The 15836-nt window shown below is 59.4% G+C and carries 15 protein-coding genes; 6 read left to right on the top strand and 9 right to left on the bottom strand.

The window, feature by feature from the left end; all coding sequences use genetic code 11:
* Positions 1–336: 336 nt before the first annotated feature.
* The 5 genes from glpD to J3361_RS12890 form a co-directional block, all read right to left on the bottom strand.
* Entirely contained in the window at positions 337–1875 is a 1539-nt protein-coding gene (gene glpD / locus J3361_RS12910) for a glycerol-3-phosphate dehydrogenase (protein WP_207964916.1), read from the bottom strand.
* Between the two features lie 263 nt (positions 1876–2138).
* The gene (locus J3361_RS12905; RefSeq protein ID WP_207964915.1) at positions 2139–2861 is read right to left on the bottom strand and encodes a hypothetical protein; all 723 of its coding nucleotides are present in this window, start codon (positions 2859–2861) and stop codon (positions 2139–2141) included.
* A gap of 228 nt (positions 2862–3089) precedes the next feature.
* Complete coding sequence (locus tag J3361_RS12900) at positions 3090–3845, bottom strand: DeoR/GlpR family transcriptional regulator (protein WP_207964914.1); 756 nt, start codon at positions 3843–3845, stop codon at positions 3090–3092.
* A gap of 85 nt (positions 3846–3930) precedes the next feature.
* A complete protein-coding gene (glpK, locus tag J3361_RS12895; protein ID WP_207964913.1) occupies positions 3931–5436 on the bottom strand; it encodes a glycerol kinase GlpK in 1506 nt (501 codons plus the stop codon).
* A 73-nt stretch (positions 5437–5509) separates the two neighbouring features.
* Entirely contained in the window at positions 5510–6361 is an 852-nt protein-coding gene (locus tag J3361_RS12890; RefSeq protein WP_207964912.1) for an MIP/aquaporin family protein, read from the bottom strand.
* A 323-nt stretch (positions 6362–6684) separates the two neighbouring features.
* On the opposite strand from J3361_RS12890, the gene ybaK reads away from it, so the two are divergent.
* Positions 6685–7155: a Cys-tRNA(Pro) deacylase gene (gene ybaK, locus J3361_RS12885; protein ID WP_053124560.1), complete on the top strand. Its 471-nt coding sequence runs from the start codon at positions 6685–6687 to the stop codon at positions 7153–7155.
* A gap of 166 nt (positions 7156–7321) precedes the next feature.
* Positions 7322–8110: a PhzF family phenazine biosynthesis protein gene (locus J3361_RS12880; RefSeq protein ID WP_186706327.1), complete on the top strand. Its 789-nt coding sequence runs from the start codon at positions 7322–7324 to the stop codon at positions 8108–8110.
* 107 nt (positions 8111–8217) lie between these two features.
* Here the strand turns inward: J3361_RS12880 and J3361_RS12875 are convergent, their stop codons facing one another.
* Both J3361_RS12875 and argF read right to left on the bottom strand, forming a co-directional pair.
* Positions 8218–9327, bottom strand: coding sequence for an ABC transporter ATP-binding protein (locus J3361_RS12875; RefSeq protein WP_207964911.1), 1110 nt, complete (start codon positions 9325–9327; stop codon positions 8218–8220).
* Positions 9324–10244: an ornithine carbamoyltransferase gene (gene argF, locus J3361_RS12870; RefSeq protein ID WP_186706325.1), complete on the bottom strand. Its 921-nt coding sequence runs from the start codon at positions 10242–10244 to the stop codon at positions 9324–9326. The genes J3361_RS12875 and argF overlap by 4 nt, the downstream gene beginning before the upstream one ends.
* Positions 10245–10646: 402 nt before the next feature.
* Here argF and J3361_RS12865 point away from each other — a divergent pair, with 402 nt between their 5' ends.
* The 3 genes from J3361_RS12865 to grxD all read left to right on the top strand — a co-directional run bounded on the left by J3361_RS12865 (position 10647) and on the right by grxD (position 13605).
* Entirely contained in the window at positions 10647–10934 is a 288-nt protein-coding gene (locus J3361_RS12865) for a hypothetical protein (RefSeq protein ID WP_053124551.1), read from the top strand.
* Between the two features lie 131 nt (positions 10935–11065).
* Complete coding sequence (locus tag J3361_RS12860) at positions 11066–13174, top strand: molybdopterin oxidoreductase family protein (RefSeq protein WP_207964910.1); 2109 nt, start codon at positions 11066–11068, stop codon at positions 13172–13174.
* A gap of 89 nt (positions 13175–13263) precedes the next feature.
* Positions 13264–13605 carry a Grx4 family monothiol glutaredoxin gene (gene grxD, locus J3361_RS12855; protein ID WP_003204956.1) on the top strand — a complete coding sequence of 114 codons (342 nt, stop codon included), beginning with the start codon at positions 13264–13266 and terminating at the stop codon, positions 13603–13605.
* A 226-nt stretch (positions 13606–13831) separates the two neighbouring features.
* On the opposite strand, the gene bfr is transcribed toward grxD, so the two are convergent.
* Positions 13832–14305, bottom strand: coding sequence for a bacterioferritin (gene bfr / locus J3361_RS12850; protein ID WP_207964909.1), 474 nt, complete (start codon positions 14303–14305; stop codon positions 13832–13834).
* A gap of 198 nt (positions 14306–14503) precedes the next feature.
* On the bottom strand, positions 14504–14722 hold the full coding sequence (locus J3361_RS12845; protein WP_207964908.1) for a bacterioferritin-associated ferredoxin: 219 nt from the start codon (positions 14720–14722) through the stop codon (positions 14504–14506).
* Between the two features lie 315 nt (positions 14723–15037).
* Between J3361_RS12845 and J3361_RS12840 the strand changes: the two genes are divergently transcribed.
* Entirely contained in the window at positions 15038–15640 is a 603-nt protein-coding gene (locus J3361_RS12840) for a peroxiredoxin (protein ID WP_207964907.1), read from the top strand.
* The last annotated feature ends 196 nt before the right edge of the window (positions 15641–15836 follow it).

The following is a 15836-nucleotide window of genomic DNA, read 5'->3' as shown; positions in this document are numbered from 1 at the left end:
TTTTTTATTTCGGCCGGTTCGTCGGCCCTGAGTACTTCGAGATGCCTGGCAGCTCCTGGTGTGTTGGCGTACAGGCATTCGTCTCGAAAAGTGTAGAGCATGAGTCGTGCCAGGCCAGTCGTGTCTGGCTAACTAATTGTTTTCTAAGATAATTAATGTTCTGTTTCAGGTTTTGTGCGGGCTGCGTTATCCGGTTAGCCGAACCGACTGATGGGTCTTGTTCGGAAAACCGAATGGCTTGCGCACCACTAATCCCTGTGGGATTAGTGGTGTGTTCCAGAATGCGAAAGCCCCTGGATCGCGAGATCCAGGGGCTTTTGGTTTGGCGGGGTGCGGTTACGCCGCTTCGATCTTGCGGCGATTGTGCTCGACCTTCTCCAAGTACTGCTGCAGCTTCTGTTGCTCGGCCGCGGTGGTGAACAAACCCAGCTTGCTGCGGCGCCAGAGAATGTCCTGGGCATCGACGGCCCACTCGTCGCTGCACAGATAATCGACTTCGCGGGTGTAAAGGCCTGCACCGATGTGCTCGCCCAGGTCGCCCAGGTCATGCACGCCTTCGAGCATGCGCCAAGTTCGGCTGCCATAGGTGGTGGCCCAGCGGCGGGCGATGTCGGTGGGCAGCCAGTCGAACTTGTCCCGCAGCGCCGAGCACAGTGCTTGCGGAGTGGTCATGTTTTCGCCGCCGGGGAGGGCTTCCACGGCGGTCCAGCTCCCGCGCATCTGTGTGAAATAGGGGGCCAGTTGCGCCATGGCTGATTCGGCCAGTTTGCGATAGGTGGTCAGCTTGCCGCCGAATACCGACAGCAACGGGGCCTCTTGACCGCCGCCGGACAGCGCCAGGGTGTAGTCCCGGGTCACGGCCGATGGGTTGTCGGATTCGTCGTTGCACAGCGGACGTACACCGGAATAGCTGTGCAGGATATCGTCGCGGCTGATTTGCTTCTTGAAGTGAGCGTTGACCACTTTCAGCAGGTAATCGGTTTCGCCTTCGGTGATCGCCACTTTGGCCGGATCGCCGGTATATTCGCGATCCGTCGTTCCGATCAGGGTGAATTGGTTCAGGTACGGAATGGTGAACACGATGCGCTGATCTTCGTTTTGCAGAATGTGCGCATGTTCGCCTTCGTAGAGTTTCGGCACGATCAGGTGGCTGCCCTGGATCAGGCGGATGCCATAGGGCGATTCCAGCTTCAGGTCATCGCGAATGAACTTGGCCACCCACGGGCCGGCGGCGTTGACCAGCGCCTTGGCGTGGATCGAAAACAGGCTGCCGTCGGCACGTTCCAGGTGCAAGTGCCACAGGCCTCTGATGCGGCGGGCATTCACGCAACGGGTGCGGGTGTGGACATGCGCGCCTTTCTCCCGGGCGGCCATGGCATTGAGCACCACCAGCCGCGCGTCATCGACCCAGCAGTCGGAATATTCGAAGCCTTTGGTGATCTCGCTTTTCAGTGCGCTGTCGGCTCCGAACTTCAGGCTTCTGGAGCCGGCGAGTTGCTCGCGTTTGCCCAGGTGATCGTAGAGGAACAGGCCGGCGCGAATCATCCAGGCCGGGCGCAGGTGCGGACGGTGGGGCAGCACGAAACGCATTTGCTTGACGATGTGCGGGGCCTTGGTCAGCAGAACTTCGCGTTCGGCCAAGGCTTCGCGTACGAGGCGGAATTCATAGTGTTCAAGGTAGCGCAGGCCGCCGTGGATCAGCTTGCTGCTGGCCGACGAGGTATGACTGGCCAGGTCGTCCTTTTCACAAAGGAACACCGAAAGACCGCGACCGGCAGCGTCCGCGGCAATCCCCACGCCATTGATACCGCCACCAATGACGGCGACGTCATAGATCTCGGCGAGAGGGGGCGTAGGCAAGGTAGAAGTGGGCATCGGCTGGCCTCGGGTTCTTTTTCACAATATTTGAATTCGAACATAAATGTTCATTTGCGAAAATACTAGCCCATAAGCACAGTCACGACCAGTCGAATTCGATTGAAATTACTGATCGAATGCGGCTGAAAGGAAAATTTACGAACATGAAGCAGGATTGGCAGTGCTGCCAGCGTTTTTTATGAGGGGACGCAGAGGTTAGCGTTTTCAAGCGAAAGGCAGGTCGGCGACGCTAAAGGCGCGTCGCCGGTGTTTGCTCAGGTTCAACCGCGAGTGACTTGCAGCACGGCAGGAAGCGAGGTTAGGAGTTGGTTATCATCATTCCCGGCGTAATACGTAATCCGTATTTCGCCGCCATCCTCGGTGAGGTTCAGGACACTGGGGAAAATGACCGCGGATAGGTCCTGTCCTACGCCAAAACGCTCCATATACATCACTCTGCCGTCGCGTCCGTAGCTTGTCCAGCGAGCATTGACGTGCACAGTTCTGGGGAAGTAAACGGTGAGTCCGGGAGCGGGAATCTTGTCAGGATTCAGTTGGCCTCCAATTGCGTCCGGCACTTCTGGAGGTGGGTTCGATGATGTTTCTTCCGGCACAAAATGAAGCGTGTTGACCGCTGATTCCATGGTTTGGCCGGATGCAGGGTAAACCTGATAACTGACATTGGCGATTGCCACGGGCCCCGGAGGCGTTCCAGGATCTGCGCGCAGGACGTCCTTTGGCACAACGAATTCGAGAAAACGCCCGGTGTCTCTTACCGACAATTTAGCGGAGCAACTGCTCTCTTCGCTCCCGCCTAACCATGACAGCTGGACGGTATCGTTTTCAGCCATGCCCGAATAGACCGCTACGCGGACAATGACGCCTGATTCGGCAACTGCGGGTAAATCGAGTACTCCGCTCTCCGGGGACAGTTCCATAACCACCGGGCGATCAAGGAGATGAGTACCGGGAAGATAACGCAGGCCTTTTGTTGGATCAGTCATAGTAGTAACCCCACAACTTTATTAAGTAATGGCAGCTACTACGTGCCAGGGTCATTGGGCAATACCGCTCCGTTTTACACGGAGCGAGTCGCCAAACGAATGCAGGATCGAGACAGGACCATCCTGTTTTGAGAGCCTTTCGAAGTAGGCGCTGAATGAGTCGACAACTTGGCTACTTTGAAGCTAGCGCAGGATTCATGTCTGTGAAGTCGGATCGACAGACGGACCTCAGACCACCTCCAGCCGAATCTTGTGCTGGGTCAGTAGTTGCGCCAAGGCCGGCACCGGTTGCTGGTCGGTCACCAGGCAGTCGATCAGGCTGATCGGCCCCAGGCGGACCATGGCGTTGCGCCCGAATTTGCTGGAGTCGGCCGCCAGCAGCACTTTACGGGCATTGGCGATGATGGCTTGGGAAACCCGCACTTCCTGGTAGTCGAAGTCCAGCAGGCTGCCATCTTCATCGATCCCGCTGATGCCCACCAAGGCGAAGTCGACCTTGAACTGGTTGATGAAGTCGACGCTGGCCTGACCCACCACACCGCCGTCCCGTCGCACGTTGCCGCCAGCCACCAATACTTCGAAATCGTCCTTGGCGCTGAGGATCGAAGCGACGTGCAGGTTGTTGGTGATCACCTTCAGATGGTTGTGATTGAGCAACGCCCGGGCGATGGATTCGGTGGTGGTGCCGATGTTGATGAACAGCGAGGCGTGATCGGGGATCTGGGCGGCGATGGCTTCGGCGATGCGTTGCTTCTCGTCGCGCATCTGGTCCGCGCGCATGGCGTAGGCGGTGTTTTCCACGCTTGAGTCGTAGGCGGCGCCGCCGTGGTAGCGGCGCAGCAGGTTCGCCTCCGCCAGTTGATTGATGTCGCGGCGGATGGTTTGCGGGGTGACGACGAATAACTGCGCCATTTCCTCGATGCTGACATAACCGCGTTCGCGGACCAGTTCGAGGATTTGTTGCTGGCGGGGAGGCAGATTCATGGGGCTTCCTTTGGGCTGCCATACAAAATTTGCCCATGATGCCGCAGGAATCTACTTCCGACCAGTTTCAGAACCTTATCGGGCCTTATTCAGCGTCTTCGTGGGGTTCCCAGTCGCGGGTGCGGCTGACCGCTTTTTGCCAGCCGGCATAGAGTTTTTCTTTCGCCGGCTCGTCCAGTTGCGGTTCGAATTCGCGCTCGATCACCGCTTTGCCCCGCAGTTCCTCCAGGCTGCCCCAGAAGCCGCACGCCAGGCCGGCCAGGTAAGCAGCACCCAAGGCTGTGGTTTCGCGCATTTTCGGCCGCTCGACCTGGGTGCCGAGGATGTCGGCCTGGAACTGCATCAGGAAATTGTTCGCCACCGCGCCACCGTCGACGCGCAGGGCCCGGAGGCGTTCGCCCGAATCCTGCTGCATGGCATCGAGTACGTCGCGGGTCTGGTAGGCAATCGACTCCAGCGCTGCGCGAATGATGTGATCGACCCGTACGCCGCGGGTCAGGCCGAACAGCGCGCCACGGGCATAGGGGTCCCAATACGGCGCGCCGAGGCCGGTGAAGGCGGGCACCAGGTACACACCGTTGCTGTCCTTGACCTTGTTGGCGAAGTATTCGGTGTCCAGGGCGTCGTTGATGATCTTCAGTTCATCACGCAGCCATTGGACCGTGGAGCCGCCATTGAATACGGCGCCTTCCAGGGCGTAGGCCACTTCGCCACGCGGGCCGCAGGCGATGGTGGTGAGCATGCCGTGATTGGATTTGACGGCCTTGCTGCCGGTGTTCATCAGCAGGAAACAGCCGGTGCCGTAGGTGTTTTTCGCCTGGCCCGGCTCCACGCACATCTGGCCGAACAGGGCAGCCTGCTGGTCACCGGCGATGCCACCGATGGCGATGCCGCTCTTGGTGCGCCCATAGATTTCCGAGGACGATTTCACTTCCGGGAGCATTTCCCGTGGGATGTCGAGGATCTCGAGCATCTTCGTGTCCCACTCCAGCGAGTGGATATTGAAGAGCATCGTGCGCGAGGCGTTGGTGTAGTCGGTGACGTGGACCTTGCCGCCGGTGAATTTCCAGATCAGCCAACTGTCGACGGTGCCGAACAGTAGCTCACCGTTGCGTGCGCGCTCGCGGCTGCCTTCGACGTTGTCCAGTATCCACTTGAGCTTGGTACCGGAGAAGTACGGGTCGGTGACCAGGCCGGTGGTCTGGCTGATGTATTGCTCGTGGCCGTCGCGCTTGAGCTGTTGGCAGATCTCGGTACTGCGCCGGCACTGCCAGACGATGGCGTTGTAGATCGGTCGGCCGGTGGTCTTGTCCCAGACCACGGTGGTTTCCCGCTGATTGGTAATGCCGATGGCGGCCACCTGGTCATGGTGCAGGCCGGCCTGGGCCAGGGCTTCGACCATGACCGCGCTCTGGGTGGCGAAGATTTCCATCGGGTCGTGTTCGACCCAACCGGCCTGTGGGTAATGCTGGGCGAATTCACGCTGGGCGGTGCAGACCACGTTGGCGTCACGGTCGAAGATGATCGCCCGCGAGCTGGTCGTACCCTGGTCGAGGGCAATGATGTAATTCTTGTTCTGGATATCGGTCATGTCGATTGCCTTGGGACGTAAAAGGAAGAAGCCACGGCGCAGGTTCGATGGGCAAGAGCCTGCGTCGACTGTTTCAGGATGTTCTGGGCTTGCCGTCAATGGCCGGTGTTGCATCCTTTGTAGCAGTTATGGCGCTGGGCAGGTGGCGGGCAATCAACCCGCGATAAGCCGCAGCACCGAGGCACGCACCGACGATCGGCGCAAAAACCGGAACCAGGAAGTACGGGATATCGCGTCCACCCGTGAGGGAAATTTCACCCCAGCCTGCGAAGAAAGTCATCAGTTTAGGACCGAAGTCTCGCGCCGGGTTCATCGCAAAACCCGTCAGCGGCCCCATGGAGCTGCCAATCACGGCAATCAGCAGGCCGATCAGCAACGGCGCCAGTGGGCCACGGGGCAAGCCGTTGTTGTCATCGGTCAGGGACATGATCACCCCCATCAGAATGGCAGTGATGATTGCTTCCACGAGAAAGGCTTGGCCGGTGGACAGTGCCGCGTGCGGGTAGGTGGAGAACACCGAGGCCAGCTCCAGGCTCGCTTCGGTGCCGCGAACCATCTGCCGGGACTGTTCGAAATCGAAGAATAAATTGCTGTACAGCGTGTAGACCAGAAGGGCCCCGCAGAAAGCGCCTGTTACTTGAGAAATGATGTAGAAGGGCAGTTTGCGTTTTTCGAAGTCGGTGAACAGGCACAGGGCGATGCTGACGGCGGGGTTGAGGTGAGCGCCGGAAATGCCCGCGCTCAGATAGATTGCCATGCTGACACCGACGCCCCAGATGAGGCTGATTTCCCACAAGCCGAAACTCGCACCCGCGACCTTGAGCGCCGCGACGCAACCGGTGCCGAAAAAGATCAGCAGGCCAGTTCCCAGGAATTCGGCCAGGCATTGGCTGGACAGGGGCGGCTGTTGTAAAGCAGTTGTCATTCAAACCTCGGTTTTTTGTTGTTTTGCAGCGCGTTCGATACAGCACGATTGCGCGATGTCCACCGAGACAGGATCCCCATCCTGATCTCGGGTTGCAGCTTGAGACATGCAATGTGACTTTCAGTTTCGAAAAAATATAGACAAGAAACGCTGGTGTCAAAGGTCGAAAGTGAACCGTCGGTCACATTTCAACTATTCGCGCGGTGAATGACTCTCCCGTTGGCGAGGCGTCACCGCTTCTCACAGTGCGGTCCCGAAGCCTTTTCACAGGCGATGGCTTAGAATCCGCTCACTCTTTTTGAATTTCCTTGTCAGGAGCGGTCATGACACCCGCGTTGGATCTGCTAAAGAAAGTGCGCGCCGAACATCGCATCCACAGCTATGAACACGATCCCAAGGCTGCTTCCTATGGCTTGGAGGCGGCGGAAAAGCTCGGGCTGGATCCCGCGCAGGTGTTCAAGACGCTGTTGGCGGCCAGTGAAAAAGGTGAGCTGCTGGTGGCGGTAGTGCCTGTGGCCGGGAGTTTGGATTTGAAAGGCCTGGCCCATGCCGCTGGCGTGAAGAAGGTCGAGATGGCCGATCCCGCCGCCGCGCAGCGTTCGACCGGTTATCTGCTCGGCGGCATCAGCCCGTTGGGGCAGAAGAAGCGCCTTCGCACGTTTATCGACAGTTCCGCACAGCCGCTCGCCAGCATGTTTGTCAGTGCGGGGCGGCGAGGCTTGGAAGTCGAGCTGGCGCCTTCGGTATTGAAGGAACACACCGGGGCGGCGTTTGCCGATATTGGGCGGGCTTGATAGAGCGGGTGGCTGCTGCGCAGCCAAGCGGGAGCAAGCTTCCTCGCCACAAGGATGCGTCGTGTTTTTATCGTGCGCTGTAGGGTGAAAATTCTGCTGATCTGTCTCTGGATAAGCCTTGCCGCTGCACCCATGCTGGCGCATCAGAAAAATAAGGAGAAGGGCCATGCAGCTTGCGTTTCATCAGGTCGATGCATTCAGTGACCGGCCGTTCGGCGGTAACCCGGCGATGGTCTATCGGCTCGACGGCTGGCTTGCCGATGACTTGATGCAGAAGATTGCCGCCGAACATAACCTGGCTGAAACCGCGTTCCTGGTGCGTGAAGGCCAGCATTGGCATATCCGCTGGTTCACCCCCACCACTGAAGTCCCGCTGTGTGGGCACGCCACGTTGGCCAGCGCTTATGTGCTGTTCGAGGTCTATCACGAACCCGTCGAGCGCCTGGATTTCATCTGCCGGTCCGGTTCGCTGAGCGTGACGCGCGAGGGTGATCGGTTGTGGCTGGATTTTCCGGCCGTCGTGCCGGCCGAGCTGGGCGCCTCCTTGGCGGTGCAGAGTGCCTTGGGCGTCGAAGCGGTGGATGTGCTGAGCTCCAATGAACTGTTCGTGGTGCTGGAATCGGAGCAAGCGGTGCTCGATTGCAAGCCGGACATGGCGGCCCTGGCGAAACTGCCCTGGCCTGGCGCGATCGTCACCGCGCCGGGAAGCAAGCATGATTTTGTCTCGCGCTATTTTGCCCCGGCGATCGGTATCAACGAAGACCCGGTGACTGGCTCGACCCATTGCAGCCTGATTCCCTATTGGTCCAAGCGCCTGGGCAAGCATGGACTGACGGCTTATCAATGCTCGGCCAGGGGAGGGGCGTTGTTTTGCCGGCTGGAGGGGGAGCGGGTGAAGATTGGCGGGCATGCGACGTTGGTGGCGAGTGGGACGTTGATGTTGGGGGCGCACTGACTTTTGTGGGAGCGGGCTTGCTCGCGAAGGCGGTGTGTCAGCTACATTGATGTTGAATGTGCTGCCCTCTTCGCGAGCAAGCCCGCTCCCACACTGGGGGTGCGTTATCAGTTGGCCGCGCTGTAGCGCCGCACACCGCTATCCACCGGCGGGATCTGTGCCGCCGTACTGCCCGAGGCCTGGAACAGCACCAGGTGCTCAGCCGCCACGCGGATGCCGACAGTGGCGCCGACCTGATGGTCGGCATGGCTGGGGAAGATCGATTCCAATTGCGCGCCTGTGGGCAACTGCAGGCGATACAAGGTTGAGGCGCCCAGGAAGGTCTTGCCGATGATTCTACCGGTGAGCGGGCTGTCCGGCGCATAGACGATATCGTCTGGGCGCAGCAGCACGTCCACCGCACCGCCGATGGGCCAGGTGTAGGCGCGGTTGCCACGCAGGATGCCCAGTTCGGTCTGCACCGATTCCGGGCTGTCGAGCTGGCCACGAATGAAATAGCCCTGGCCAATGAAACTGGCGACGAATGGCGTCAGCGGTTCGTGGTACAGGTTGTAGGGCGTGTCCCACTGTTCCAGGCGACCTTCCTTGAAAACACCGACATGGTCACTTACGGCGAAGGCTTCTTCCTGGTCGTGGGTCACCAGGATCGCGCTGGTGCCACGGGCCTTGAGAATGTCCCGCACTTCATGGCTGAGCTTGCGTCGCAGCTCGCCATCGAGGTTGGAGAACGGCTCGTCGAGCAACAGCAGCTGCGGTTCCGGCGCCAGCGCACGGGCCAGGGCCACGCGTTGTTGCTGGCCGCCAGACAGTTCATGGGGAAAACGCTTGCCCAGGTGCTTCAGGTTGACCAGTTCCAGCAGCTCTTCGACGATGCGGTCCTTGTCCGGATGCTTGCGAATGCCAAAGGCAATGTTCTGTGCCACGCTCAGGTGGGGGAACAGGGCGTAATCCTGGAACACCATGCCGATGCGGCGCTTTTCCGGGGCGAGGGTGAAACCGGCGCGGGAGATGGTTTCCCCGGCCAGTTGGATTTCACCCTCATGCACCGGTTCGAAGCCGGCGATGGCGCGCAACGTCGTGGTCTTGCCGCAGCCGGACGAACCGAGCAGGCAACCGATATCGCCGGCATTGAGGTGCAGGTTGAGGTTCTGCACGACCCGCTGGTCCTGATAACCGCAGGCCAGATTGTGCAAGTTCAGCAGCAGGGCGTGGCTCATGCGTGGTGATACGCCGGCTCGACCAAGAATTCGAGCAGGGCCTTTTGCGCGTGCAGGCGATTTTCGGCCTGGTCCCAGGCTACCGAACGCGGGTCATCCAGCAGGTCCATGCTGATTTCCTCGCCACGGTGGGCCGGCAGGCAATGCATGAACAATACGTCGGCATCCGCCAAGTCGAGCAGGGCCCGGTTGACCTGCAGTGGCGCGAACAGCTCCAGGCGCCTGGCGGTCTCTTCTTCCTGGCCCATGGAGGTCCAGACGTCGGTGCTCACCAGGTGCGCACCGGCCACGGCCTGTTTCGGATCGCGGACGATGGACACTCGGTCCCCGGCCTTGGCCAGCAGCTCGGCATTGGGGTCAAAGCCTTCAGGGCAGGCAATGCGCAGCTGGAAGTCGAATTGCATCGCCGCTTCTATATAGCTGTTGCACATGTTGTTGCCATCGCCGATCCAGGCCACGGTCTTGCCCTGGATCGAGCCACGGTGCTCGAGGAAGGTCTGCATGTCGGCCAGCAGTTGGCAAGGGTGCAGGTCGTCGGACAGGCCGTTGATCACCGGTACGCGGGAATGGGCCGCGAACTCGGTCAGGGTGCTGTGGGCAAAGGTACGGATCATCATCGCGTCGAGCATGCTCGACATGACGATGGCGCAGTCGCTGATGGGTTCGCCACGGCCCAGTTGGGTGTCACGGGGCGACAGGAAGATCGCCTGGCCGCCCAGTTGGATCATGCCGGCTTCGAAAGAGATGCGCGTGCGGGTCGATGACTTCTCGAAGATCATCCCCAGCACGCGGTTTTTCAAGGGCTCGAACAGTACGCCGCGGTTACGCAGGTCCTTGAGCTCCACGCCTCGACGGATCACGCCGAGCAACTCATCGGGCGTGAAATCCATCAGGGAGAGAAAGTGCCTTGCGCTCATGATTGACTACCTTTTTGTAACTGACCGCAGATGCTCAAAGCCTTGTTTAATGAAAAAACGGGCGAGACCTGCGGCAAAAGCCGCACGGGGCGACGAAATAGGGGAAGGCGCGATCTTATAATTAAATGTCGCGTCTTACCAATAGGGCTACGGTTTTTGGGGAGTTCAGCGAGGCCGTCGCAAGACTGCGATGGCAAATTTGTGGCCGGTTTCCTGACAGCAGCGACCCATTTGTACACTGGCGTTGCTCGCCTTGGCAATCAAGCGTGGCGGGCGCGTGATGGAGGATGGTCGGTTTTGTCATGCCATTGCGTCCTTTCGCCTGTCTGCCGGTGGCTGTGAAATATTTCCTAATGCAAAGGCCTGGGTTATAAATGAGCCACAGCGGCACAGGAGCCCGAAATGGATTCGAAAGAGCAACAACTGATGGAATTGCTGGGGCTGACCGCACGCTCGCTGACGCACCTGACGGCTTCGGTGACGTCCATGTCATTCGAATTGCTGCGCAGCGATGATGAGGTGACCAAGGCGGCCGGTCGACGGATGATCGATCGCATGGCCACGATCAGCAGTGGCCTCGACGAGCATTGGCGTTTGATTGGCGAGCTGACCGGTGTGCCCATCGCCCAGGAACAAGTGGAAACCATCGAGGAAATCCAACTCTTGGCGCCGCCCCCCGAAGGCCCTTGATCGCACCTCATCGGCGGGCCTGATGCCCGGCAATTCACAGGACGAACGTCGCTGGCGCTGCCGGGAATCAAGCGCCATAGTTTTATTCCCGCGGCCGAAAGTGCCCGCCACGAATAAAACAGAGACTGGCCATGACCAAGACTCTCCACCACCGTGCGTGCCATCTGTGTGAAGCCATCTGCGGCTTGACCCTCGAAACCACCGAAACCGACGGCCAGGGCCTGGCAATCACTTCTATCAAGGGCGATGCGCTGGATACCTTCAGTCGCGGTCATATCTGCCCCAAGGCAGTGGCCCTGCAGGATATCCAGAACGATCCGGACCGCCTGCGCCAACCCATGCAGCGCGTCGGCACCGAATGGCAACCCATCGCCTGGGACGACGCCTTCGCGTTGGTGGCCGAGCGTCTGGCGGACATCCAGGCGCGTCACGGCCAGAACGCGGTGGCCGTCTATCAGGGCAACCCCAGCGTGCATAACTATGGGCTGATGACCCACAGCAACTATTTCCTGGGGCTGTTGAAGACCCGCAGCCGTTTTTCGGCCACCTCGGTGGACCAACTGCCTCATCATTTGACCAGTCACCTGATGTACGGTCACGGCCTGCTCCTGCCGATTCCGGACATCGACCACACCGATTTCATGTTGATCCTGGGCGGCAATCCACTAGCTTCCAACGGCAGCATCATGACCGTGCCAGACGTGGAGAAGCGCCTCAAGGCGATTCAGGCCCGTGGCGGCAAAGTGGTGGTGGTCGATCCACGCCGTAGCGAAACGGCGGCCATCGCCGACCAGCATGTCTTCGTCCGCCCGGGTGGCGATGCCGCGCTGCTGTTCGGCTTGCTCAACACCTTGTTCAGCGAAGGCTTGACCCGTGACAGTCATCTGCCGGTGGACGGCCTGGACGAGGTGCGGGCGGCCGTTGCTTCCTTCACGGCTGAAGCGATGAGTCCGCTCTGTGCGGTGCCGGCCGTGCAGATCCGGCAGTTGGCCCGGGACTTCGCCGCCGCGCCGTCAGCGGTGTGTTATGGGCGGATGGGGGTGTCGACCCAAGCGTTCGGTACGCTGTGCCACTGGCTGATTCAGGTGATCAACCTGGTCACCGGCAACCTTGATCGGGTGGGCGGTGCGCTGTGCACCGAGCCGGCGGTGGACTTGGTGGCCACCACCTCGGGCGGGCATTTCAATCGTTGGCAGAGCCGGGTGTCCGGGCGTCCTGAATATGCGGGGGAATTGCCGGTGTCGGCCCTGGCCGAGGAGATGCTCACCGAGGGCGAAGGCCAGATTCGTGCACTGGTGACCGTGGCCGGTAATCCGGTGCTGTCCACGCCCAACGGGCGGCAACTGGAACAGGCCCTGGATGGGCTGGAGTTCATGGTCAGCGTCGATTTGTACATCAACGAAACCACCCGTTACGCCGACCTGATCCTGCCCTCGACCTCGGCCTTGGAAAACGATCACTACGACACCACGTTCAACCTGTTTGCGGTGCGCAACGTCACACGTTTCAACCGGGCGATCCTGCCCAAGCCCGACGGGGCGCTGCACGATTGGGAAATCTTCGTCGGCCTGGCCAAGGCCTTTGCTGCCCGGACCGGCAAGGAACTCAAGCCGACCATGCCGCCGGCACAGATGATCGATTTTGGCCTGCGCAACGGGGCGTATGGCGACGCTTCGCCGCACAAGCTGTCCCTGGCGACCCTGTTCGACCATCCCCATGGCATCGACCTCGGCGCGCTCAAGCCCAATCTGGCCCCACGATTGAAAACCGAAAACCAGCGGGTGCAGGCCGCGCCGGCAGTGATCCTCGCTGACCTGGCGCGGTTTGCCGCGTTGCAGGCGCCGGAACCGGACGAGTTGCTGATGATTGGCCGCCGCCATGTGCGCAGCAACAACTCCTGGATGCATAACTTCCACCGACTGGTGAAGGGCAAGCCGCGTCATCAGTTGCTGATGCACCCGGATGACCTTGCTTCTCGCGGCCTTGTCGACGGGCAGAGGGTGACGGTCAGTTCGCGGGTGGGGGCCATCGACGTCGAGGTGCTGGGCAGCCTGGATATGATGAAAGGCGTGGTCAGCCTGCCCCACGGCTGGGGCCATGCCCGGCCGGGGGTGCAGATGGCCATCGCCAGCGGACAGCCAGGCTCCAGCGCCAACGACCTGACCGATGACTGTCAGCTCGATGAGTTGTCCGGCAACGCAGCGCTTAACGGCGTACCGGTGAAGGTGGCGGCTGCGTAAAATTGTCTCTGGAGCAGGTTCGGCTTTCCGTTACAATGCGTCACCGTGTCGACAACTTAAGTCGCAAAAGTTTTAAGCCGAGGTGCTCCATGGATATCATCGAAACGATTAAAGACCAGATTGCCAACAACACCATCCTGCTTTACATGAAAGGCTCGCCGAACGCGCCACAGTGCGGTTTCTCGGCCAAGGCTGCCCAGGCGGTGATGGCGTGTGGCGAGAAGTTTGCCTACGTGGACATCCTGCAGAACCCGGAAATCCGCGCCAACCTGCCTAAGTACGCCAACTGGCCAACCTTCCCGCAATTGTGGGTGGGTGGTGAACTGATCGGTGGTAGCGACATCATGACCGAGATGGCCGCCGACGGCTCTTTGCAGGCCACGATCAAGGAAGCGGTAGAAAAAGCGGCGGCGAACAAGACCGAAGCCTGATCCATGGAAATCTGTTCACCACACTGGTTGTGGTGAACATTAGACATTGTGGGAGCGAGCCTGCTCGCGAAAGCGGTGTGTCAGTCTCTGTTGATGTTTCTGATACAACGCTATCGCGAGCAGGCTCGCTCCCACAATGGATTTCAGTGGTTTGAAATCCAGGCAATAAAAAGCCCCGCCTCTCGAAAGAGGGCGGGGCTTTTTAGTGGCTTGCTGCTGGGAAAACTTACTCTTCACCCATCTGCGATTGCAGGTAGTTCTCCAGACCGATCTTGTCGATCAGGCCCAGTTGGGTTTCCAGCCAATCGATATGCTCTTCCTCGGATTCGAGGATGTCTTCCAGCAGTTCACGGCTACCGAAGTCGCCAACGCTTTCGCAATGGGCGATGGCGGCCTTCAGGTCGGCGTGGCCGGTTTTCTCGATACGCAGGTCGCACTCGAGCATTTCCCGGGTGTGTTCGCCGATGTGCAGCTTGCCCAGGTCCTGGACGTTCGGTAGGCCTTCAAGGAACAGGATGCGCTTGATCAGCTTGTCCGCGTGCTTCATCTCGTCGATGGACTCGTGGTACTCGTGCTTGCCCAGCTTGTTCAGGCCCCAATCCTCGTACATGCGCGCATGCAGGAAATATTGGTTGATCGCGACCAGCTCATTGGCAAGGATCTTGTTGAGATGCTGGATGACTGTAATGTCGCCTTTCATGATGAGGCCTGCCCTTTAATAGCTGTGTATAGGGCGGAGTTTGAGCCGCGTATTTATCAGTGTCAAACCTAAGTTATTGAATAATAAATGAAAATTAATCGGAATAAGAATGTTTGTGTTCCGCGTCTGGACGCTAACTATTTGATTTACAGGCATAAAAAAACCGGACATTAAGTCCGGTTCCTTGAAAAGCTGTGATTACGCGGCAGTAAATTCTACCGGGTAAGGGATCGAGGCCTGTGCCGTCTGCACCTGGGCGAGGGTTTCACGCACCACTTCCTTGGCCAGGCAGGCACATTTGCCGCATTGGCTGGCTACGCCGGTGGCCTGGCGGACTTCGCGATAGCTGCAGCAACCTTCATAGATCGCTTCGCGGATTTGCCCGTCGGTGACGCCAGTGCAGAGGCATACATACATAAGTGAGAACCGTCGCTGGTTGTGACTCAATTGAGACGGATCTTAATGTTAACGAGAATGATTGTCAAAGTGGTTTCTCAAGGTCTTTGCGTCATGGCGACGTCGGGCTGACGAACGGTTTTGTCCAGCGTGGCGAAAGCGGCACGCAGCGGGGCGGCGATTTTTCGATACCGCCGAAAAACCGTTGAAGACAGGCCAAATGCCCGGTGTATGATGGTCGGCCCTTGCAAGCGGGTTCGTGTCACAGGGCTGTCGCCTGAGGGTGGCAGGCTGGCCCGGACCTTGTTTTCACGCTATTACATCAGGAGATATCCAATGAGCGTACTCGTAGGCAAACAAGCCCCAGACTTTACCGTTCCAGCCGTCCTCGGCAACGGCGAAATCGTCGACAGCTTCACCCTGTCCTCGGCCATCAAAGGCAAATACGGCCTGGTGTTCTTCTATCCGCTGGACTTCACCTTCGTCTGCCCATCCGAGCTGATCGCACTGGATCACCGCATGGACGATTTCAAGGCGCGCAACGTTGAAGTGGTCGCGGTTTCGATCGACTCGCACTTCACCCACAACGCCTGGCGCAACACCCCGATCAACAATGGCGGTATCGGCGAGGTGAAATACACCATGGCTGCCGACATGAAGCACGAAATCGCCAAGGCCTACGACGTTGAGTCCGAAGGCGGCGTGGCTTTCCGTGGCGCGTTCCTGATCGACGATAAAGGCGTTGTCCGTTCGCAGATCATCAACGACCTGCCGCTGGGCCGTAACATGGAAGAGCTGATCCGTCTGGTCGACGCGCTGCAATTCCACGAAGAGCACGGCGAAGTCTGCCCGGCCAACTGGAAAAAAGGCGACAAGGGCATGACCGCATCGCCTGAAGGCGTTGCCGCTTACCTGGGCGAGCACGGCGAAAACCTGTAAGCGCACCCAGTCATAAAAAAACCGGCCCTCGATGGGCCGGTTTTTTTATGGGCAGTGCAAGCCGAATGATTGGCAGAGACGCAGAATCTTTGGCTCTGGACCCTGTGGCGAGGGAGCTTGCTCCCGCTGGGTGGCGTAGCCGCCCCAAATATTTTGTGAGCGCTTCGCGCTCAAGCGGGAGCAAGCTCCCTCGCCA

Origin of the sequence: Pseudomonas sp. OA65 (genome assembly GCF_017498305.1) — a bacterium.
GTDB classification, from domain to species: domain Bacteria; phylum Pseudomonadota; class Gammaproteobacteria; order Pseudomonadales; family Pseudomonadaceae; genus Aquipseudomonas; species Aquipseudomonas zanjanensis.
The sequence above is the reverse complement of the archived record's forward strand: the minus strand, read 5'-3'. Positions and strand labels throughout refer to the sequence as shown.